The organism is Klebsiella sp. CD33 (genome assembly GCF_051992865.1).
Classification (GTDB): Bacteria; Pseudomonadota; Gammaproteobacteria; order Enterobacterales; family Enterobacteriaceae; genus Klebsiella; species Klebsiella pneumoniae.
In genome coordinates this window covers 2,217,280-2,236,661 of record NZ_CP197023.1, presented here as the reverse complement: position 1 = coordinate 2,236,661, position 19,382 = coordinate 2,217,280, and the positions used below count along the sequence as shown (strand labels likewise).

Sequence of the window (19,382 nt, the reverse complement as noted above, 5' to 3'; positions counted from 1 at the left end):
AATTACTCCTTCATTGTCCTTTCATTTAATATTTAGGCAGGAAATTATCCTGGCGACGTTATTTGTCGTTAAACTTATTCTGTCAACGATGAATTATGGTAGGTAACGCCCTCCGCTCAGCGACTTAACGCTCTGTGCCTTCGGCGCGAAGCGCGGCTACATCCGCTGGCGGTTATGCCCTATACTTGACCCTGATTCAAAACCAGCAACGATAGGTAACTTATGGAAATTGATCTCGACAACCTGGTCTTCAGCGGCCTGGATGAAGCGGAAGAGCGCAACGCGGAGCGTCTGGAAGAAGCGGACAAAAAAGCCCAGGCGATCGTTGCCGACGACGACTGCGGCGACGCCTGCAAAATCTGATTGTCAAACCGGCCAGCAGGCCGGTTTTTTTTGACGCCCACACCTTCAGGTGGGTAAAAACCCTTTCAGCGTATCCAGCAGCGCCTGCGCCGCCTTCGACAGCGGCAGATGTCCGGCATGGATCGCGCCGACGCACTTCTCAATCGGCGGATCGCTGAGCGGGATGCAGACGGCGCCCAACGATGCCATCTGCGTTTTACACAGCGCCGGCACCGCGCTGCCCCCCAGGCCGCTGGCCACCATCCTCCCCACCGTCACCAGCTGATGACTCTCCAGCGCCACGTCCAGCTGACGTCCGCTGCGCGCCAGCGCCTCCTCCAGCATCAGGCGTACCGCCGAGGGGCGCTGCAGGGTAATAAAGTCGAGGGTCAACAGCTCCTGCCAGCTGAGCTGCTTTTTCTTCGCCAGCGGGGATTGTTGGGGAACGATCGCCACGAAGCGGTCCACCGCCAGCGGGGTAAACAGCAGGTTGTGGTTGGGCGATGGCTCGAAAGCGATGCCCATCTCCACCCGCCCCTCGCGCACCATCTCGATCACCTGCTCATTAATCACGTCATGCACCGTAACGTTCACCCCGGCATAGCGGTCGCGAAAGGCTTTCAGCGCCTCCGGCAGAACGTTGGCGGCAAACGACGGCATCGCGGCGACCGAGATTTTACCCCGCTGCAGGGTAAAGCTCTGACGCATGGCCTCCTCGACGTTATCCCAGTCGGCCAGCAGCTGACGGGCCATCGGCAGAAAGAGTTCCCCCTCCTGGGTGAGGGTCACTTTGCGGGTGCTGCGCTGCAGCAGCGCGCCGCCCAGCGCCTCCTCCAACCCTTTGATGGTCAGGCTGAGAGCTGGCTGCGACAGATTCAGCCTTTCGCTGGCGTGGGCGAAATTCAGAGTGTGAGCTACCGCTAAAAACGCGCGTAACTGTTTGACACTCATTCTCATTTTTCTTCCTGTTAACTAATTGAAAAAAATTAGTTAACAGGAAATTAATTAAAATTCCAAATGAGTGAGTCACAAATTCAAAATTATCAAATCAGTCGCCTGCGCCAATGATAAGGCTATCGCAAGGCAGGAGAGACAAGATGGCAGGACTGGATAAACGCGTCGCCAGTTACGAAGCGGCGCTGGAAGGGTTAACGGACGGCATGACGCTGCTCGCCGGCGGCTTCGGCCTGTGCGGCATTCCCGAGAACTTGATCGCCGAGGTGCAGCGTCGCCAGGTGCAGGGGCTGACGGTGGTCTCCAACAACTGCGGGGTCGACGGTTTCGGTCTCGGCATGCTGCTGGAGTCGCGCCAGGTCAGCAAGGTGGTGGCCTCTTACGTCGGGGAAAACGCGCTGTTTGAACAGCTGGTGCTGAGCGGCGAGCTGGCGGTAGAACTCACCCCGCAGGGAACGCTGGCGGAAAAAATCCGCGCCGGCGGCGCCGGCATCCCCGGCTTTTACACCGCCACCGGGTATGGCACCCCGGTCGCCGAAGGCAAAGAGGTGCGCCAGTTCGACGGCCGACACTACATCCTTGAAGAGGCGATCCGCGGCGATTTCGCGCTGGTCAAAGGCTGGAAAGCCGACTGGTACGGCAACGTGGTCTATCGCCACACCGCGCAGAATTTCAACCCGCTGATGGCCACCGCCGGGCGCATTACGGTGGTGGAGGTGGAAGAGATTGTGCCGCCGGGCGAACTGCCCCCCTCCGCCATCCATACTCCGGGGATCTATGTCGACCGGCTGATCGTCGGGCAATTCGAAAAACGTATTGAACAGCGCACCCTGCGCGCCGGAGGGCACTGAGATGCTGACCCGTGAACAAATGGCGATGCGCGTCGCCCAGGAGCTGCGCGACGGCGACTACGTCAACCTCGGGATCGGTATCCCGACGCTGGTGGCCAACTACATTCCCGCCGGCATTGAAGTGATGCTCCAGTCGGAGAACGGCCTGCTGGGGATGGGCGAATTTCCCGATGAGGAAACCATCGACGCCGACATGATTAACGCCGGTAAACAAACCGTCACCGCGCAAACCGGGGCAGCGATCTTCGATTCCGCCCAGTCGTTCGCCATGATCCGCGGCGGCCACGTCGACCTGACCGTTCTTGGCGCCTTTGAGGTCGACGTCGCGGGCAACATCGCCTCATGGATGATCCCTGGAAAAATGGTCAAGGGGATGGGCGGCGCCATGGACCTGGTGGCCGGCGCGCAGAACATCATCGTGGTGATGACCCACACCTCAAAAAACGGCGAATCCAAACTGCTGCCGCAGTGCACCCTGCCGCTCACCGGCGTGGGCTGTATTCGCCGGGTACTCACCGATCTGGCCCTGCTGGAGATTGTCGACGGCGCGTTTGTCCTGCGCGAAGTGGCCCCGGGGGTCAGCCCCGACGAGGTGATACGTAAAACGGCGGGACGGCTGATCGTCGCCGACGACGTGCGCGAAATGCGCTTCAGTTAAGGAGAGATCATGACCGATATTGCCATTGTTGCTGCCGTACGCACCCCGATAGGCAGCTTTCGCGGCGCCTTCGCCCCTCTTTCCGCCGTCGACCTCGGCGCGGCGGTGGTGCGCGGCCTGCTTGAACGCTGCCAGCTGCCCGCCGCAGCGGTCAACGAACTAATTTTCGGCCAGGTGCTTACCGCCGGCTGCGGGCAGAACCCGGCGCGCCAGACCGCGCTGCGGGCCGGCCTGCCGGTCGACACTCCGGCGGTCACCGTCAATCTGGTGTGCGGCTCCGGGCTGAAAGCGGTTCAGCAGGCGGTGCAGGCGATCCGCTGCGGCGACGCCGGGATCGTTATCGCCGGCGGCCAGGAGAGCATGAGCAATGCTCCCTATCTGATGCATGGCGCCCGCGACGGCCTGCGTTTCGGCCACGCCAGCCTGCAGGACAGCATGATCCAGGACGGCCTGTGGGACGCCTTTAACGACTACCACATGGGCATTACCGCCGAGAACCTCGCCGACGCCTTCGACATCAGCCGCGAGCGCCAGGACGCCTTCGCCGCCAGCTCCCAGCGCAAAGCAGCGGCCGCTATCGCCGCCGGGCGCTTTCGCGAGGAGCTCGTTCCGGTCAGCGTCCCGCAGGGCAAAAAGCCGCCGCGAGTCGTGACTGACGATGAGCAACCCCGCCCGGAGACCAGCGAGCAGCAGTTGGCCCAGCTGCGCCCGGCGTTTCGCCCGGCTGACGGCAGCGTCACCGCCGGGAATGCCTCGTCGCTGAACGACGGCGCAGCGGCGGTCCTGCTGATGCGTGTCGATAAAGCGCGCGAGCTTGGGCTGCCGGTGCTGGCGCGCATTGTCAGCTCAGCGGTCGCCGGGGTCGACCCGTCGGTGATGGGCATCGGCCCGGTGAGCGCCTGCCGCCAGGCGCTGCAGCGCGCCGGCTGGACGCTGGACGAGGTGGACCTTATCGAAGCCAACGAGGCTTTTGCCGTCCAGGCGCTGGCCGTCGGTCAGCTGCTTGAGTGGGATAGCGAGAAGGTCAACGTCAACGGAGGCGCCATCGCCCTGGGCCATCCCATCGGCGCCTCCGGCTGCCGGATCCTCGTCAGCCTGGTGCATGAGATGCAGCGCCGGGGCGCCAGCAAAGGGCTGGCAACCCTGTGCGTCGGCGGCGGCCAGGGCATCGCCATGACTCTACAACGTTAACAGGAGCCACTATGTTTACACCACGCCTGGCGGTACTCGGCGCGGGACTGATGGGCGTCGGTATCGCCTGCCATTTCGCCCGTCACGGTCACGCCGTCCGCCTGTATGACACCGATCCGCAGCGTCTCGCCGAGGTTCCGGCGGTGGCCAGCGCCATCCTGTGCGAGCTGGAGGCCAGCGGTCAGCAGGATCCCGCCGACCGCGACGCGGTGCTGGCCCGTCTGACCCCCACCCCGACGCTGAATGCCCTGGCCGATGCCACGCTGCTGATTGAAGCGATCCCCGAACGGCTGGCGCTGAAGCACGCCCTGTACGCCGAGCTGGAAACGCTGATCGCCGACGAGGCGATTATCGCCAGCAACACCAGCGGCCTGCCGCCGGATCAGCTGGCGCAGGGCATGCGCCTCCCGGAACGGCTACTGATCGCTCATTTCTGGCATCCGCCGCACCTGATCCCGCTGGTGGAGGTGGTGCCCGGGAGCGCCACGCTGCCTCATCTGGCGCGCGAGGTGAGCGACTTTTGCGCCGCCTGCGCGCTGGAGGCGGTGGTGCTCAACCGCGCCGCGCCGGGCTTTGTCGGCAACCGGCTGCAGTTCGCCCTGCTGCGCGAAGCGTTGCATATCGTCCACAGCGGCATCGCTTCCCCGGAGGTGGTGGACCAGGTGATGCGCGCCTCGCTGGGCCGCCGCTATGCGATGGTCGGCCCGCTGGAGGCTGCGGACATGACCGGCCTGGCGACGGTCCAGGATATCTGCCAGCACCTGCTGCCGGAGCTGGCCAGCGGCACGGAGATGATGTCGCTGGTGGCGGAGAAAGTGGCGCGAGGCGACACCGGCGCCCGCAGCGGGCAAGGCTTTTACCGCTGGGACGAGGCCCGGCACCAGCGCATCCAGTCGCGCCGGGAACACCAGCTGCGCTTCGCCCTGAAACCCTAGTATCGCGTTCTGTACCCCTACACTAACAATGAGAGTGAGACGTCGTGATGAGTGTGATAATAGCCCTGGCCGCGCTGGCGTTACTGATGCTGGCAGCCTACCGTGGATACAGCGTGATCCTCTTTGCGCCGATCGCCGCCCTCGGCGCGGTGCTCCTCACCGACCCGGGCGCGGTCGGCCCGGCCTTTACCGGCCTGTTTATGGAAAAAATGGTCGGCTTTGTGAAGCTCTATTTCCCGGTGTTTCTGCTGGGCGCGGTATTCGGCAAGCTGATTGAGCTGTCGGGATTCTCACGTTCGATTGTCGCCGCCGCCATCCGCATCCTTGGGCGCCGCCACGCGATCCCGGTGATCGTGCTAGTGTGCGCCCTGCTGACCTACGGCGGGGTGTCGCTGTTTGTGGTGGCCTTTGCCGTCTACCCTTTCGCCGCCGAACTATTTCGCCAGAGCGGGATCCCCAAACGGCTGATCCCCGCCACCGTCGCCCTCGGGGCATTCTCGTTTACCATGGACGCCCTGCCCGGCACGCCGCAGATCCAGAATATTATTCCCACCAGCTTCTTCGGCACCAACGCCTGGGCGGCCCCCTGGCTGGGGCTTATCGGCTCGCTGTTCATTATCATCTTCGGTTTGCTGTGGCTGGAGCGTCAGCGCCGCAAAGCGCAGGCCCGCGGCGAAGGCTATGGGACCGACCTGCAAAATGAGCCGGAGACCCCGGATGACATCGATCTGCCGCATCCGCTAATCGCTATCGCCCCGTTGCTGCTGGTGGGGGTGCTGAATTTGCTGTTCACCCACTGGATCCCGCAGTGGTACGGCGCCAGCCATGAGCTCAACCTGCCGGGCCTGGCGAAGCCTGTCGTCACCGAAGTGGGGAAAATCACCGCCATCTGGGCGGTGCAGGCGGCGCTGCTCTCCGGCATTGTGCTGGTGCTGGTTTGCGGCTATCGCAATATCCGCGGCCGGCTGGCGGAGGGAAGTCGGACGGCGGTGGGCGGGGCTATTCTCGCGGCGATGAACACCGCCTCTGAGTATGGCTTCGGCGCGGTTATCGCCGCCCTGCCGGGTTTCCTGGTGCTGTCAAAAGCCCTCGCGGCCATTCCCAATCCGCTGTTAAACGAGGCGATCAGCGTCACGGTGCTGGCCGGGATCACCGGCTCGGCCTCCGGGGGGATGAGCATCGCCCTGGCGGCGATGTCCGAGACCTTTGTCGCCGCCGCCCACGCCGCCAATATTCCGCTCGAGGTCCTGCACCGTGTCGCCGCCATGGCCAGCGGCGGCATGGACACCCTGCCGCACAACGGGGCGGTGATCACCCTGCTGGCGATCACCGGCCTGAGCCATCGCCAGGCCTACGGCGGCATTTTCGCCATCACGGTGATCAAAAGCCTCGCGGTACTGTTTGTCATTGCCACGTTCTATGTGACCGGCATTGTCTGATACCAGATTGAAGGAGTAATAAAATGAACTTACACGGTAAAACGGCGCTGGTCACCGGCTCCACCAGCGGCATCGGTTTAGGGATCGCCAAAGTGCTGGCGCAGGCAGGCGCCCAGCTGGTGCTCAATGGCTTCGGCGACAGCAGCCACGCCCGGGCCGAAGTCGCCGCGCTGGGCAAGATCCCCGGCTATCACGACGCCGACCTGCGCGACGTCGGGCAGATCGAAGCGATGATGCACTATGCCGAAAGCACCTTCGGCGGCGTCGATATCGTGATCAATAACGCCGGCATCCAGCACGTGGCCCCGGTGGAGCAGTTCCCGGTGGACAAATGGAACGATATTCTCGCCATCAATCTCTCCAGCGTCTTCCACACCACCCGCCTGGCGCTGCCGGGTATGCGCCAGCGCAACTGGGGGCGCATCATCAACATTGCCTCAGTGCATGGCCTGGTGGCGTCGAAAGAGAAATCGGCCTACGTCGCCGCCAAGCACGCGGTGGTCGGGCTGACCAAAACCGTGGCCCTGGAAACCGCGCGTAGCGGCATCACCTGCAACGCCATCTGCCCTGGCTGGGTGCTAACCCCGCTGGTGCAGCAGCAGATCGATAAGCGCATCGCCGAGGGGGTCGACCCGGAGCAGGCCAGCGCCCAGCTGCTGGCGGAAAAACAGCCCTCCGGGGAGTTTGTCACCCCGCAGCAGCTGGGCGAAATGGCGCTGTTTCTGTGCAGCGACGCCGCCGCCCAGGTGCGCGGCGCCGCATGGAACATGGATGGCGGCTGGGTGGCGCAGTAAGCCGCTGGCGCCGCGAAGATCAGAACATCGCCAGAAAGCGTTTCACCGTACGCGAGCGCTCGAAGCGCCGCCAGGCGATGGCGATATCGGTCTTCAGCGGCGCCCCGCTAAGCGGGTGATAGCTGACGTTCGGCTGCTGGATGCAGGTCATCGACTGCGGAACCAGCGCGAAGCCGAAGCCAGCATTGACCATGCTCAGCGACGACGAAATTTGCGACGACTGCCAGGCGCGCTCCATATCGATCCCGGCGCGCAGGCAACTGTTATACACCAGCTCATACAGCCCGGGGGCCACCTCCCGCGGGAAGAGGATCGGCGCCACGTCGCGCAGCTGCTCCAGGGCCAAGGTCGGCTGCGTCGCCAGCGGGTTATCGCGCGGCAGCGCGATAACCATCGGCTCCTCATCGATAATCCGCAGATTAAAGGCTTTACTGCTCTCGCACGGCAGGCGGACGAAGGCGATATCCAGCTCGGCCTCGCTCAGGGCGGTCATCAGATTGGCCATATTGTCTTCCATCTGGTGCAGGGTCACCCCGGGGTGGTCGAGCTGAAAACGGTGCAGCAGCGTGAAGATTTGCGGATGGAAAGCATCAGAACTGGTAATGCCTAGCGACAGGCTGCCGTTCATCCCGCGCGCAATGCCCTTGGCCTTCTCCAGCGCCGCATCGCTCATGGCGAGGATCTGGCGGGCATCCTCATAGAAAGACTCTCCCGCTTCCGTCAGCTCCACCCCGCGGGTTAAACGCCGGAACAGCGGGGTCCCCACTTCGCGCTCAAGCCGCTGAATTTGCTGACTTAACGGAGGCTGTGAAATACCCAGCTCCTTGGCGGCCTGGGTGAAGTGCCGCGTCCTGGCGACGGCGACAAAATAGCGAAGATAACGAAGTTCCATATCGAAAACGTCTCAAACCAGCATGGTTTCTATATTGGAACTGTGAGCTGAATCGGGTCAACATTTATTTAACCTTTCTTATATTTGTTGAACGAGGAAGTGGTATATGAATCATTCTGCTGAATGCACCTGCGAAGAGAGTCTATGCGAAACCCTGCGGGCGTTTTCCGCGCAGCATCCCGAGAGCGTGCTCTATCAGACATCGCTCATGAGCGCCCTGCTGAGCGGGGTTTACGAAGGCAGCACCACCATCGCCGACCTGCTGAAACACGGCGATTTCGGCCTCGGCACCTTTAATGAGCTGGACGGGGAGCTGATCGCCTTCAGCAGTCAGGTCTATCAGCTGCGCGCCGACGGCAGCGCGCGCAAAGCCCAGCCGGAGCAGAAAACGCCGTTCGCGGTGATGACCTGGTTCCAGCCGCAGTACCGGAAAACCTTTGACCATCCGGTGAGCCGCCAGCAACTGCACGAGGTGATCGACCAGCAAATCCCCTCTGACAACCTGTTCTGCGCCCTGCGCATCGACGGCCATTTCCGCCATGCCCATACCCGTACCGTACCGCGCCAGACGCCGCCGTACCGGGCGATGACCGACGTCCTCGACGATCAGCCGGTGTTCCGCTTTAACCAGCGCGAAGGGGTGCTGGTCGGCTTCCGGACCCCGCAGCATATGCAGGGGATCAACGTCGCCGGGTATCACGAGCACTTTATTACCGATGACCGCAAAGGCGGCGGTCACCTGCTGGATTACCAGCTCGACCACGGGGTGCTGACCTTCGGCGAAATTCACAAGCTGATGATCGACCTGCCCGCCGACAGCGCGTTCCTGCAGGCTAATCTGCATCCCGATAATCTCGATGCCGCCATCCGTTCCGTAGAAAGTTAAGGGGGTCACATGGACAAACAGTATCCGGTACGCCAGTGGGCGCACGGCGCCGATCTCGTCGTCAGTCAGCTGGAAGCTCAGGGGGTACGCCAGGTGTTCGGCATCCCCGGCGCCAAAATTGACAAGGTCTTCGATTCACTGCTGGATTCCTCCATTCGCATTATTCCGGTACGCCACGAAGCCAACGCCGCATTTATGGCCGCCGCCGTCGGACGTATTACCGGCAAAGCGGGCGTGGCGCTGGTCACCTCCGGTCCGGGCTGTTCCAACCTGATCACCGGCATGGCCACCGCGAACAGCGAAGGCGACCCGGTGGTGGCCCTGGGCGGCGCGGTAAAACGCGCTGATAAAGCCAAACAGGTCCACCAGAGTATGGATACGGTGGCGATGTTCAGCCCGGTCACCAAATACGCCGTCGAGGTGACGGCGCCGGATGCGCTGGCGGAAGTGGTCTCCAACGCCTTCCGCGCCGCCGAGCAGGGCCGGCCGGGCAGCGCGTTCGTTAGCCTGCCACAGGATGTGGTCGATGGCCCGGTCAGCGGCAAAGTGCTGCCGGCCAGCGGGGCCCCGCAGATGGGCGCCGCGCCGGATGATGCCATCGACCAGGTGGCGAAGCTTATCGCCCAGGCGAAGAACCCGATCTTCCTGCTCGGCCTGATGGCCAGCCAGCCGGAAAACAGCAAGGCGCTGCGCCGTTTGCTGGAGACCAGCCATATTCCAGTCACCAGCACCTATCAGGCCGCCGGAGCGGTGAATCAGGATAACTTCTCTCGCTTCGCCGGCCGGGTTGGGCTGTTTAACAACCAGGCCGGGGACCGTCTGCTGCAGCTCGCCGACCTGGTGATCTGCATCGGCTACAGCCCGGTGGAATACGAACCGGCGATGTGGAACAGCGGCAACGCGACGCTGGTGCACATCGACGTGCTGCCCGCCTATGAAGAGCGCAACTATACCCCGGATGTCGAGCTGGTGGGCGATATCGCCGGCACTCTCAACAAGCTGGCGCAAAATATCGATCATCGGCTGGTGCTCTCCCCGCAGGCGGCGGAGATCCTCCGCGACCGCCAGCACCAGCGCGAGCTGCTGGACCGCCGCGGCGCGCAGCTCAACCAGTTTGCCCTGCATCCCCTGCGCATCGTTCGCGCCATGCAGGATATCGTCAACAGCGACGTCACGTTGACCGTGGACATGGGCAGCTTCCATATCTGGATTGCCCGCTACCTGTACAGCTTCCGCGCCCGTCAGGTGATGATCTCCAACGGCCAGCAGACCATGGGCGTCGCCCTGCCCTGGGCCATCGGCGCCTGGCTGGTCAATCCTGAGCGCAAAGTGGTCTCCGTCTCCGGCGACGGCGGCTTCCTGCAGTCGAGCATGGAGCTGGAGACCGCCGTCCGTCTGAAAGCCAACGTACTGCACCTGATCTGGGTCGATAACGGCTACAACATGGTGGCCATTCAGGAAGAGAAAAAATACCAGCGCCTGTCCGGCGTCGAGTTCGGGCCGATGGATTTTAAAGCCTATGCCGAATCCTTCGGCGCGAAAGGGTTTGCCGTGGAAAGCGCCGAGGCGCTGGAGCCAACCCTGCGCGCGGCGATGGACGTCGACGGCCCGGCGGTAGTGGCCATCCCGGTAGATTATCGCGATAACCCGCTGCTGATGGGCCAGCTGCATCTGAGTCAGATTCTGTAAGTCATCACAATAAGGAAAGGAAAATGAAAAAAGTCGCACTTGTTACCGGCGCCGGCCAGGGGATTGGTAAAGCTATCGCCCTTCGTCTGGTGAAGGATGGATTTGCCGTGGCCATTGCCGATTATAACGACGCCACCGCCAAAGCGGTCGCCTCCGAAATCAACCAGGCCGGCGGCCGCGCCATGGCGGTGAAAGTGGATGTCTCCGACCGCGATCAGGTGTTTGCCGCCGTCGAACAGGCGCGCAAAACGCTGGGCGGCTTCGACGTCATCGTCAACAACGCCGGCGTGGCGCCGTCCACGCCGATCGAGTCCATTACCCCGGAGATTGTCGACAAAGTCTACAATATCAACGTCAAAGGGGTGATCTGGGGCATCCAGGCGGCGGTTGAGGCCTTTAAGAAAGAGGGTCACGGCGGGAAAATCATCAACGCCTGTTCCCAGGCCGGCCACGTCGGCAACCCGGAGCTGGCGGTGTATAGCTCGAGTAAATTCGCGGTACGCGGCTTAACCCAGACCGCCGCTCGCGACCTCGCGCCGCTGGGCATCACGGTCAACGGCTACTGCCCGGGGATTGTCAAAACGCCAATGTGGGCCGAAATTGACCGCCAGGTGTCCGAAGCCGCCGGTAAACCGCTGGGCTACGGTACCGCCGAGTTCGCCAAACGCATCACTCTCGGTCGTCTGTCCGAGCCGGAAGATGTCGCCGCCTGCGTCTCCTATCTTGCCAGCCCGGATTCTGATTATATGACCGGTCAGTCATTGCTGATCGACGGCGGGATGGTGTTTAACTAATAAAAAAGCTCTGACATGGCTTGCCCCTGCTTTCGCGCAGGGGCTTTTTTTTGGTTTGAGAATTAGCATCCGGTAAAACGAACCCTCTATTGATAGGTAGAGTCCGCTCCTGGCGCCCAGGGGACTTTAAAGACGTAGACGTTGCGTCAGGCGATTAGTCATTAAAAGTTCTTACTGCTTATTTGCGGGACCGCCGTCTGATTTGGGTTGGATGTTGACGACTAATCTTTGAGCTATACCCGGTTTGCCCTTTTCAAAACGCCATTTTTTCAGCATTTTATTAATGATTTGATGTTCCAACTCCGGAGTCGTTGTCGATTCAAGTATCTTTACATTCTGAACTCTGCCATCTGAATCAACATCGTACTGAATCCGCAGGAAACTCGGCAGTAGGTTTCCGTTCTTATCACGAGTGGTAATTGATGTGTTTGCAGAGGAAATGCTGCCTGAAGGTGTACTGGCGCTGGCCTGTGTGCCGGCTAAGAGTGCCAGGAACAATGGCAGAATCAGAGTGAATAGTCTGATAGCTTTCATAAATCGTCTGAGTTCCAAAGTTAAGCATGAATCTTCACGTTACCAACGGCACGAGTGAAAGGTTACCAGATGAGATGATCAGTGAATACCGCGTCTTTAGCAGCAATCACGTTGACCTCCTGACAAGGCGCTTCGTACTACATCCATTCCCGAGGACGTTTCGCTATCAGGACAAGTGGGCGCTGAGCGACTATATCAACGATTCTTTTGCCAGCTGTCAGCAGCGCTATCCGGTTCGTCGGGGAACATGATCGAGCTAACACCCTCAAGTGATTAGCATTTATTCGCGTCCCGCGCTGAAGACGTTCAGCTAATCCTTTTTGACTTCTGTGTTCGGGATCTACCGCGCTTGCGACGTTAAGAGGGTGTTCTCCGCGGGCTTAGCGGCAGCTTGCTGCTGATGCTAAGGGGGAGATTCTTCAGTCATTCCTGCGACACCGGGGAACTTAACACGGAAGCGGCTGAACATAGCGCCAGCAGGGAGGATCCCGGATAGCGGTGCGTGACGCCTTATACCGGCTAGGTTGTTGGGCTGCTCTTGTTCCGTTTGTTTGCCGGGTGGCGGCTGCGCCTTACCCGGCCTACAAAAACTAGCTAACTGACTGACTGGCTTGCGCAGAGTTGAGTGGTGCCTGGTCATGTCAGCGCTTTCCGCTCCTGGTATAGAGCGGACAAACCGGCTGAGCACAAGGTCCGCCATGAGCGAACAGCGGAAGTTCGGAATGCATACTTACTACGATGCATGTTAAGCAATGAGGAGCAGGTCTCCTCTCCTGTGATAGAATCGGCTGATAATGTAAGTGCAAACACATGCTGAGGGATACTCATGAACGGGATTAGTTGGAAAGGCTCAAATAAGCAAGTTGAAAAACAATTGGTGGCACAATTTGAAAGTCTAGGGATAGATTATTCAAATCCCGGTTTTTGTGATGATCCTAATTTCTTGAGGCAGGAAAAAAAGGACCCACGCTTTCTCGAAAAATATGCTTTGTATGTAGAGTCTAAACATTATGAGGATGAGTACTTAGAAAGGGCGAAGAAATCTATAATAATTTGTGCTGAATCCTTACATAAGGCTATTAAGAAAGATGGAAGACTTGGAGCTTGTGTTGACGTGTCTAGTATGCTGAGTCGAATGCTGGAAGAATTGGGTATTTGGAGTTATGTAACCAATTCAGCGGTTAAGATTGATTTCCCTCAGTCATCAAAAATTAAGCCCATCTGGTTTTGGTCACCCTCCGATGGAAGTGGGATGGCAGCAGCACATGCCATTGTTGTTGCACCACCTTTTGCAATCGTAGATTTAACCATCAAAATGCAACCGTACCAACCAGGAGTCAATAGGTATCTTCCAGAAATAGCATTGGTTACAGATTATACTAACGGTCAATGGGAACCTGAAGACGTTATTGAGCATGACACCCTAAATATGTACGGTTTAAGCGGTGATGCTGCTCGTAAAGCTATTCAGAGCCAACTAAGGCCAATGTATGAAGTAATGAATACATTCCCGTGCCGGATAGCAACATTTGGAGAAACCCATATTAAGTATACGACCATTGCTATCGGAGGTTCATTAGAACCTCTGAGCGGGATCTTAGGCTATAAACCTAATGGCCAAACTGCACTAGAGATTTTTCAAAATGATATTATTCCTCGATTAAGTTGAATAAGTCGTTTAAGGGGTCCGTTAGGATATAGGGCATTATTGTACGTTAGCGCTTACCAAACTGACCCTGGTTGCTAATCACTTAAGTTCTGATCTTTAAGTTACAGCCCACACGGAATGCTCTTCCTATTTCGAGATATTCAGCTCTCGCGGCACCGGTCAGCTGCTGCGACTGCTCAGTAAACTTGGCCATATTGACCTGCTCCCCGTTGATTAATACACCGCGATGTTAGTAATGTATTGGAGTCCGCTTGGAAAACGGAATCTATGGTCACTCCCGTTTTTGCAACACCGATTTTGACGACAAGTTGGCTTGCTTGAATCTATCCGGCGTCTGAATGGGATTTTATTCCCGCGCCTCGATGAGTTCCGCGCCTGATGAACCTCCAGAAAATATACGGCTTCAATGAGCCTTTCCGTTTTACAGGTTCCTCAACAGGCCGGTGGGCCGTTAGTATCATCAATATCAGTATTCGCAAAACCAGATGAATGATTGTTTAAACTGGTGTATTTCTGCCTTTATGCTTCGTAAGTTTGCTGTCGCGCCGTCAGTGCCCAGGCTATTCTGGCCAGCTTGTTTGCCAGAGCACAGGTGACGACAAAGTTGCTTTTCCGACACAACAACTCCCTGACCCAGTCGGCCAACTTGCCAGACTGGTGTTCCAGTTTTTGTATGAATACCCTGGCACACTGAACCAACAAAGTTCGGATCTTTTTGTTGCCCCGCTTGCTAATCCCTAACAATGTCGTCCGACCTCCCGTGCTGTACTGTCGGGGTACCAGCCCTGTTGCCGCCGCAAAGTCACGGCTGCTGGCGTACTGCTTCCCGTCGCCAATCTCAGTTGAAATAGTACTGGCAGTCAGCGTTCCAACGCAGGGAATACTCAGCAAGCGCTGTCCAACCTCATCTTCGTCCAACTTTCGTTTCAACTGAGATTCCAGATCTTTAATCTGCTCAACAAGATAGTGATAATGCTGTTGTAATTTCAGCAGTAACTGGCTGAGATAAAGAGGCAAACTACTGTCCTCAAGAAGGGTACTCAGTCGACTAATAACGGCAGCACCTCGCGGAACGCTGATACCAAATTCCAGCAGAAAAGCATGCATCTGATTAGTTGTTTTCACCTTATCCTGAACCAGGGATTCACGGACACGATGCAGAGCTCGCATTGCCTGCTGAGATTCGGTTCTGGGCTGCACGAAACGCATAGATGGACGTGATGCTGCTTCACAGATAGCTTCAGCATCAACGAAGTCATTTTTGTTGCTTTTAACGAATGGGCGGACAAATTGCGGTGATATCAGCTTTGGAAAATGCCCTAACTCTTCCAGCTTGCGTGCCATAAAGTGAGAACCGCCACAGGCTTCCATCGCGATGGTTGTTGCCGGGCATGTCGCCAGAAATTCGATTAGCTTTGGTCGGGTGAATTTTTTACGGTAAACGGCCTTCCCACGATGATCCTGACAATGAATATGGAAAGAGTTCTTACCCAGATCGATACCAATAAGCGCAATGTTTTCCATGATGGTTCTCCGAATGAAAGCCTGTCCTCAGCATAGTACTGGGAAGGAGGGAGTGACCATCTCATTAAATATCCTACGTTAAGCCTGCTTTTTGAGCTGGCATGACGGGCAGCTATGAGCGAGCAGCAGAAGTTCGCAATTGCTCTCATAACGGAGTAAGACGCGGCTGGTATTAAGGTGTATTAATGAACATTGTAGTTCAACGATTACTGGCGCTTAACGCTCAGATGAGAATGTTCACCGATTCTGCACGAACAAATTCAGAATGGGGGGATTTGATATCCCCCTGGTAGATGCCTTGGTTAATGTTTATAGGTCAATTGAACTCAAAGCATCATTCTTGCCGCATCAGAGATGGTCAAAAATAGACCCTTTGCGTGGAATAAGGATCTTCTCATAAAGCTTTGTTGCATAGTCATCAGTCATCCCTGAAACATAGTCGCAAATGACTCGCATACCAGCCTTCTCGTCTAAGCTAATCTGCTGCTCGTAAATTTCCCTCGTTGAGGCAGGTAGAAACCGACACGGATCGTTAGCCAGTACACTGAAAAGCTCAACAATCAACTTTTGCCCCTTGAATTCAAGCTGCTGTACATTTTCATGCTTAATTACTTTGTTTTGGACCAGTTTGAAAATTTTCGACCTTAGTGCTTCGACCGCTTCCGGAAGGACCGCATTATATTTAAGTATGCCACATTCGAATGCTGCATTCTTTGTACTAAGCTCAACACTTGTAATCATCAGGTGAACTAGCATCCCGATGCACTCTTTTCTCTTGTAACTTTTACTAAAAAGGCTATCCGCGACAGATTCGCATGTTCCGGCAAATGTTTTTCCATGGCAGTTAGAAAATAGGGTTTCATGTCCACTGAAATGTTCCATCCACATTGCTCGCGTCACCATTCCGAGAGAAATAGCATCCTCCAAATCGTGCAGCGAATACGAAATTTCATCGGCAAGATCCATGATGGTTGTATCGAGAGCTTTATAAGAAGCTTTTTTATGATCGGATTTGGTTTGACCATCTTCAACGGAAGTAAAAAGCCTCCGATCCTGTTCAGAAAATGGTGAGAGAGCAAATTCTACAATATCGCATTCTGAATCTAGATAGCATTTTGGAGGTTTAAAATCAGATGACTTGAAGAGCCAGTTCGGCGATCCGATAGTGGCCGGGATACTGTCTCTTTTAACCACTAGATCCGAGTATTTAACGGGATATTTCAGTATGCCTAGCAGAAGTCTGCGTGTAGGATCGAGTCCGTGTTCTAAGGTATACTTATCTAGTTTCGAGAGAATGCGAAGCGTCTGGCCGTTTCCTTCAAAACCACCGTAATCCAGCATACAGTAGTTAAGAGCTACCTCACCGCCGTGACCAAATGGAGGATGTCCAATATCATGTGCGAGACATACAGCTTGCATTAGATCGTTATCTGGTAAAAATTGCTCTTCCTTTTCACCTTTATATTTTTTTTCAGCTTAGCAAGAAGACCTGAACCGATTTGGGCTACTTCCATAGAATGAGTCAGTCGTGTGCGGTAGAAATCACTTTCACCCAGACCAAGAACCTGTGTCTTGGATTGCAATCGTCTGAAAGGAGACGAGTGAATCAATCGAGAAAGGTCGCGCTGAGCTTCAGATCGAATCTCCTCAACTCGAGGACTATTGGTGCCTCGTCTCAAATCCCAGACGTTTATTTCACTCCGAGTCATATTATTCCTTATTTTTTACTTTGTGCAGTGCGGTGTTCTAACGTAACTAAATTAGCAAAATAAAGTATATATTTCTGACCTAATCTTCAATAATCAATGTTGTGTGAACTTAGTAAGGTCCGTTTCTGGCACACAGCAGACATGAAATTCTGGAATAGCATTCGTACACTTACAACATCGAGAGGCTTCTGAAAGCCGCGTCAGCGGCATGACAGCGCCAGCAGAGAAAAACCCGGATGGCGGCGCATGGCGCCTAATCCGGGCTACGCTGTTGTGCTGTTATTCTGCCTGGTGACAGCTACGCCTTACCCGGCCCGGTGATTTGGCGCTCAATTCGCGCCCTTCGTAGGCCCGCGCAAGCGTAGCGCCGCCGGGCAAGGGCAGCGGGTGCGGAGCCGGTTTTGTGCCGGGTGGCGGCTGCGACTTACCCGGCCTACGGTCCGTGCGACTTGTCGTTAATTTATTCACCATTGTTGCTGAAACTGCCGGTGTTGCGGCCTCAAAATCGCTGAGACGTTCCCGGAAGGCCGGGGCAGCCCGCATGGATGCGGGCTGAGGGCCGTGTTTTGCACGGACGCTGCCTCGGCCCGACCCGAAGCCTGCAGGGATAAGTCGAAGGCACCACGAAGTGGCGATTTTGCTGGCCGGAGCCCGGGGGTACAGGGGGCGACGGCGACTGGCCGCCCCCTGTGCGCTCCCTGCGCCATGCCAGGCATAACGCAGAAGATTAACCGGGAGCGCAAAATACGCTGAAGCCACAGATAACATAAAAGACCTCCCGGCAGTGCTTTCCCTCACCCAGGCCTTCTTCCGGAGGGAGAGAGAACCGTACGGCAGTCGTTGCCGTTCCATGACGCTCCCTGCGCCACGGAGAACCAGGTGCAGCACCACGAAGCGGGAGCACAGAGTACGCTGAAGTCATACGTGATATACGCTTTTCCCGGGCTGAGAACCTGGAAAACCGATACAGTCTCCACCGCCGCCGGCAAGATATCAGACTCCGTGCCCAACATGTTGCCGGGTGGCGGCTGGCGCCTTACCCGGTCTACAAAGGCTACCCGCGATTTGGCGCTCTATTCGCGCCCTTCGTAGGCCCGCGCAAGCGTAGCGCCGCCGGGCAAGGACAGCGGGCACGGAGCCGATTTTGTGCCGGGTGGCGGCTGCGCCTTACCCGGCCTACAAAACTCTTCTGGTGGCATACCCAGGCCCGCGCCTGCGCAGCGCCGCCGGGCAGTTATTGCGCCTGCTGCTGCGCCTGCGCCAGCTGGCGGACGATCGCCGCGCGCCGCGCATCCCCTTTCGGTAGCCGGGCCAGTAACGCCTGCAGGGCCGCCACGGCCTCGGGGTAATCTTCATTGCGCACCGCGCTCAGGGCCAGCATCTCCAGCACCGGCAGGCTGTTCGGCTGCCGCTGATGCAGGTCACGCAGCAGCAGCTCGCCCATCCGAACCTGACCGCTATCCCCCGCCCGCACCAGCGCGCTGGCGTAATCGAAAGCCGCCGCCGGGTCATCCCCCGCCAGAGCATGCGCCCGGCCAAAGGCGCCGATCGCCGTCTCGCCATCGTTTAACAACAGGCCCAGCCGCCCAAGCAGCTGCCAGCCGGCGAGGTCGTTCGGGGTATCCTGCAGGTGGCTGCGCAGGCCAAGCCGCAGCTCCGCCAGCTCATCCATTCGCAGCGGCGCCGCCGTCGGGTCCTTAACCTGCTGCAACAGTGCAGGATAATGTCGTTCAGCCTGCTGCCAGAGCAGCACCTGACCAATATCGCTGGTTTTCAGATACAGGCCCAGACTCAGGACCACCAGCAGCAGCGCGCCCGGAAGCAGCGCCCAGCGGCGTAGCGGCCGTTCGCCAGACTGTGCCTGGGGCGGAATATCCGTCAGCAGGGTGCGCTGCAGTTCGACGACCAGCGCCGGGTTGTCCTCGCCGCGCTCCTGCGCCAGCTCCTGCAGGCGCGACTGGTACAGGGCGCGGTTGAGGGCATCGCGGTCTACCGCCCCTTTGCCCGACCACGGGAAGTACAGCAGCCCCAGCGCGCCAGCCAGCAGCAGCGCGGCGATAACTACCAACAGGCTCATCGTTCTTTTCCTTCTTGCAATAATGCCGCCAGCCGCTGGCGCTCTTCGGCGCTGAGCGCCGCGTCAGGAATGTCGCGACGGCGGGCGCGGGCGATAATCACTCCCGCGCCCGCCAGCACGAACAACCCCGGTCCCAGCCACAGCAGCACCGTGCCCGCGGTCAGCGGCGGCTCATAGCTGACAAAATGACCGTAGCGGGCCACCATATAGTCAACGATCTGCCCTTTCGTTTTACCCTGCTGCATCAGCTCGTACACCTTCTGCCGCATATCAGCGGCAATCATCGCGTTTGAGTCGGCGATGCTGTTGTTCTGGCATTTCGGGCAGCGCAGCTGGGAGGTGATCTCGCGAAAGGCCTGCTCCTGGGCCTCATCCTTAAACTGCCAGGTATCGATGGCGGCCCACGCCTGGCCTGTCAGCATCAGCGCCAGCAGGATGCCAATT

General features: G+C 58.0%; 17 protein-coding genes and 1 pseudogene. 11 read left to right on the top strand and 7 right to left on the bottom strand.

Going from position 1 to position 19,382, the window contains the following annotated elements:
* Window positions 1-222: 222 nt before the first annotated feature.
* The gene (locus tag ACR809_RS11080) at window positions 223-363 is read left to right on the top strand and encodes a hypothetical protein (RefSeq protein WP_002908189.1); all 141 of its coding nucleotides are present in this window, start codon (window positions 223-225) and stop codon (window positions 361-363) included.
* A gap of 45 nt (window positions 364-408) precedes the next feature.
* Here the strand turns inward: ACR809_RS11080 and ACR809_RS11075 are convergent, their stop codons facing one another.
* Complete coding sequence (locus ACR809_RS11075) at window positions 409-1,299, bottom strand: LysR family transcriptional regulator (protein WP_004180250.1); 891 nt, start codon at window positions 1,297-1,299, stop codon at window positions 409-411.
* 140 nt (window positions 1,300-1,439) lie between these two features.
* Between ACR809_RS11075 and ACR809_RS11070 the strand changes: the two genes are divergently transcribed.
* The 6 genes from ACR809_RS11070 to ACR809_RS11045 are packed head-to-tail and all read left to right on the top strand — an operon-like array spanning window position 1,440 to window position 7,164.
* A complete protein-coding gene (locus ACR809_RS11070) occupies window positions 1,440-2,147 on the top strand; it encodes a CoA transferase subunit A (RefSeq protein ID WP_004175762.1) in 708 nt (235 codons plus the stop codon).
* A gap of 1 nt (window position 2,148) precedes the next feature.
* Window positions 2,149-2,805 (top strand): CoA transferase subunit B, encoded by a 657-nt coding sequence (locus tag ACR809_RS11065; RefSeq protein WP_122051248.1) that lies wholly within the window; start codon window positions 2,149-2,151, stop codon window positions 2,803-2,805.
* A 9-nt stretch (window positions 2,806-2,814) separates the two neighbouring features.
* Window positions 2,815-3,996: an acetyl-CoA C-acetyltransferase gene (locus ACR809_RS11060; RefSeq protein ID WP_122051247.1), complete on the top strand. Its 1,182-nt coding sequence runs from the start codon at window positions 2,815-2,817 to the stop codon at window positions 3,994-3,996.
* Between the two features lie 11 nt (window positions 3,997-4,007).
* Window positions 4,008-4,931: a 3-hydroxyacyl-CoA dehydrogenase family protein gene (locus ACR809_RS11055; RefSeq protein ID WP_004891326.1), complete on the top strand. Its 924-nt coding sequence runs from the start codon at window positions 4,008-4,010 to the stop codon at window positions 4,929-4,931.
* A 44-nt stretch (window positions 4,932-4,975) separates the two neighbouring features.
* Window positions 4,976-6,370: a GntP family permease gene (locus ACR809_RS11050; RefSeq protein WP_020323796.1), complete on the top strand. Its 1,395-nt coding sequence runs from the start codon at window positions 4,976-4,978 to the stop codon at window positions 6,368-6,370.
* A 23-nt stretch (window positions 6,371-6,393) separates the two neighbouring features.
* A complete protein-coding gene (locus ACR809_RS11045; protein ID WP_004189574.1) occupies window positions 6,394-7,164 on the top strand; it encodes a 3-hydroxybutyrate dehydrogenase in 771 nt (256 codons plus the stop codon).
* Between the two features lie 19 nt (window positions 7,165-7,183).
* Here the strand turns inward: ACR809_RS11045 and ACR809_RS11040 are convergent, their stop codons facing one another.
* A complete protein-coding gene (locus tag ACR809_RS11040; protein ID WP_004145376.1) occupies window positions 7,184-8,056 on the bottom strand; it encodes a LysR family transcriptional regulator in 873 nt (290 codons plus the stop codon).
* A gap of 106 nt (window positions 8,057-8,162) precedes the next feature.
* On the opposite strand from ACR809_RS11040, the gene budA reads away from it, so the two are divergent.
* Genes budA through ACR809_RS11025 form a run of 3 tightly spaced genes read left to right on the top strand, consistent with a single transcriptional unit; the run spans window position 8,163 to window position 11,425 of the window.
* On the top strand, window positions 8,163-8,942 hold the full coding sequence (gene budA, locus ACR809_RS11035) for an acetolactate decarboxylase (RefSeq protein WP_002908205.1): 780 nt from the start codon (window positions 8,163-8,165) through the stop codon (window positions 8,940-8,942).
* Window positions 8,943-8,951: 9 nt separating this feature from the next.
* Window positions 8,952-10,631 carry an acetolactate synthase AlsS gene (gene alsS, locus ACR809_RS11030; protein ID WP_004175750.1) on the top strand — a complete coding sequence of 560 codons (1,680 nt, stop codon included), beginning with the start codon at window positions 8,952-8,954 and terminating at the stop codon, window positions 10,629-10,631.
* A 23-nt stretch (window positions 10,632-10,654) separates the two neighbouring features.
* Window positions 10,655-11,425, top strand: coding sequence for a (S)-acetoin forming diacetyl reductase (locus ACR809_RS11025; protein ID WP_004151179.1), 771 nt, complete (start codon window positions 10,655-10,657; stop codon window positions 11,423-11,425).
* A gap of 171 nt (window positions 11,426-11,596) precedes the next feature.
* Here the strand turns inward: ACR809_RS11025 and ACR809_RS11020 are convergent, their stop codons facing one another.
* Entirely contained in the window at window positions 11,597-11,959 is a 363-nt protein-coding gene (locus tag ACR809_RS11020; RefSeq protein ID WP_040244881.1) for a TonB family protein, read from the bottom strand.
* 826 nt (window positions 11,960-12,785) lie between these two features.
* On the opposite strand from ACR809_RS11020, the gene ACR809_RS11015 reads away from it, so the two are divergent.
* Window positions 12,786-13,628, top strand: coding sequence for a hypothetical protein (locus ACR809_RS11015; RefSeq protein WP_040244883.1), 843 nt, complete (start codon window positions 12,786-12,788; stop codon window positions 13,626-13,628).
* 519 nt (window positions 13,629-14,147) lie between these two features.
* Here the strand turns inward: ACR809_RS11015 and ACR809_RS11010 are convergent.
* The 4 genes and pseudogenes from ACR809_RS11010 to ACR809_RS10995 all read right to left on the bottom strand — a co-directional run bounded on the left by ACR809_RS11010 (window position 14,148) and on the right by ACR809_RS10995 (window position 19,381).
* Window positions 14,148-15,152: an IS110-like element IS5075 family transposase gene (locus ACR809_RS11010; protein ID WP_000427619.1), complete on the bottom strand. Its 1,005-nt coding sequence runs from the start codon at window positions 15,150-15,152 to the stop codon at window positions 14,148-14,150.
* Between the two features lie 348 nt (window positions 15,153-15,500).
* Window positions 15,501-16,861: pseudogene (locus ACR809_RS11005) on the bottom strand (anti-phage deoxyguanosine triphosphatase).
* Between the two features lie 1,234 nt (window positions 16,862-18,095).
* Window positions 18,096-18,938 (bottom strand): c-type cytochrome biogenesis protein CcmI, encoded by an 843-nt coding sequence (ccmI, locus tag ACR809_RS11000; RefSeq protein WP_122051246.1) that lies wholly within the window; start codon window positions 18,936-18,938, stop codon window positions 18,096-18,098.
* Complete coding sequence (locus tag ACR809_RS10995; protein WP_162992577.1) at window positions 18,935-19,381, bottom strand: cytochrome c-type biogenesis protein; 447 nt, start codon at window positions 19,379-19,381, stop codon at window positions 18,935-18,937. Before ACR809_RS10995 ends, ccmI begins: the two co-directional genes overlap by 4 nt.
* Window position 19,382: the final 1 nt, after the last annotated feature.

What these genes read in the sequence shown, in the direction of transcription:
- ACR809_RS11080 (WP_002908189.1), top strand. Translation starts at nt 223, where the DNA reads ATGGAAATTGATCTCGACAACCTGGTCTTCAGCGGCCTGGATGAAGCG.
- ACR809_RS11075 (WP_004180250.1), bottom strand. Translation starts at nt 1,299, where the DNA reads ATGAGAATGAGTGTCAAACAGTTACGCGCGTTTTTAGCGGTAGCTCAC.
- ACR809_RS11070 (WP_004175762.1), top strand. Translation starts at nt 1,440, where the DNA reads ATGGCAGGACTGGATAAACGCGTCGCCAGTTACGAAGCGGCGCTGGAA.
- ACR809_RS11065 (WP_122051248.1), top strand. Translation starts at nt 2,149, where the DNA reads ATGCTGACCCGTGAACAAATGGCGATGCGCGTCGCCCAGGAGCTGCGC.
- ACR809_RS11060 (WP_122051247.1), top strand. Translation starts at nt 2,815, where the DNA reads ATGACCGATATTGCCATTGTTGCTGCCGTACGCACCCCGATAGGCAGC.
- ACR809_RS11055 (WP_004891326.1), top strand. Translation starts at nt 4,008, where the DNA reads ATGTTTACACCACGCCTGGCGGTACTCGGCGCGGGACTGATGGGCGTC.
- ACR809_RS11045 (WP_004189574.1), top strand. Translation starts at nt 6,394, where the DNA reads ATGAACTTACACGGTAAAACGGCGCTGGTCACCGGCTCCACCAGCGGC.
- ACR809_RS11040 (WP_004145376.1), bottom strand. Translation starts at nt 8,056, where the DNA reads ATGGAACTTCGTTATCTTCGCTATTTTGTCGCCGTCGCCAGGACGCGG.
- budA (WP_002908205.1), top strand. Translation starts at nt 8,163, where the DNA reads ATGAATCATTCTGCTGAATGCACCTGCGAAGAGAGTCTATGCGAAACC.
- alsS (WP_004175750.1), top strand. Translation starts at nt 8,952, where the DNA reads ATGGACAAACAGTATCCGGTACGCCAGTGGGCGCACGGCGCCGATCTC.
- ACR809_RS11025 (WP_004151179.1), top strand. Translation starts at nt 10,655, where the DNA reads ATGAAAAAAGTCGCACTTGTTACCGGCGCCGGCCAGGGGATTGGTAAA.
- ACR809_RS11020 (WP_040244881.1), bottom strand. Translation starts at nt 11,959, where the DNA reads ATGAAAGCTATCAGACTATTCACTCTGATTCTGCCATTGTTCCTGGCA.
- ACR809_RS11015 (WP_040244883.1), top strand. Translation starts at nt 12,786, where the DNA reads ATGAACGGGATTAGTTGGAAAGGCTCAAATAAGCAAGTTGAAAAACAA.
- ACR809_RS11010 (WP_000427619.1), bottom strand. Translation starts at nt 15,152, where the DNA reads ATGGAAAACATTGCGCTTATTGGTATCGATCTGGGTAAGAACTCTTTC.
- ccmI (WP_122051246.1), bottom strand. Translation starts at nt 18,938, where the DNA reads ATGAGCCTGTTGGTAGTTATCGCCGCGCTGCTGCTGGCTGGCGCGCTG.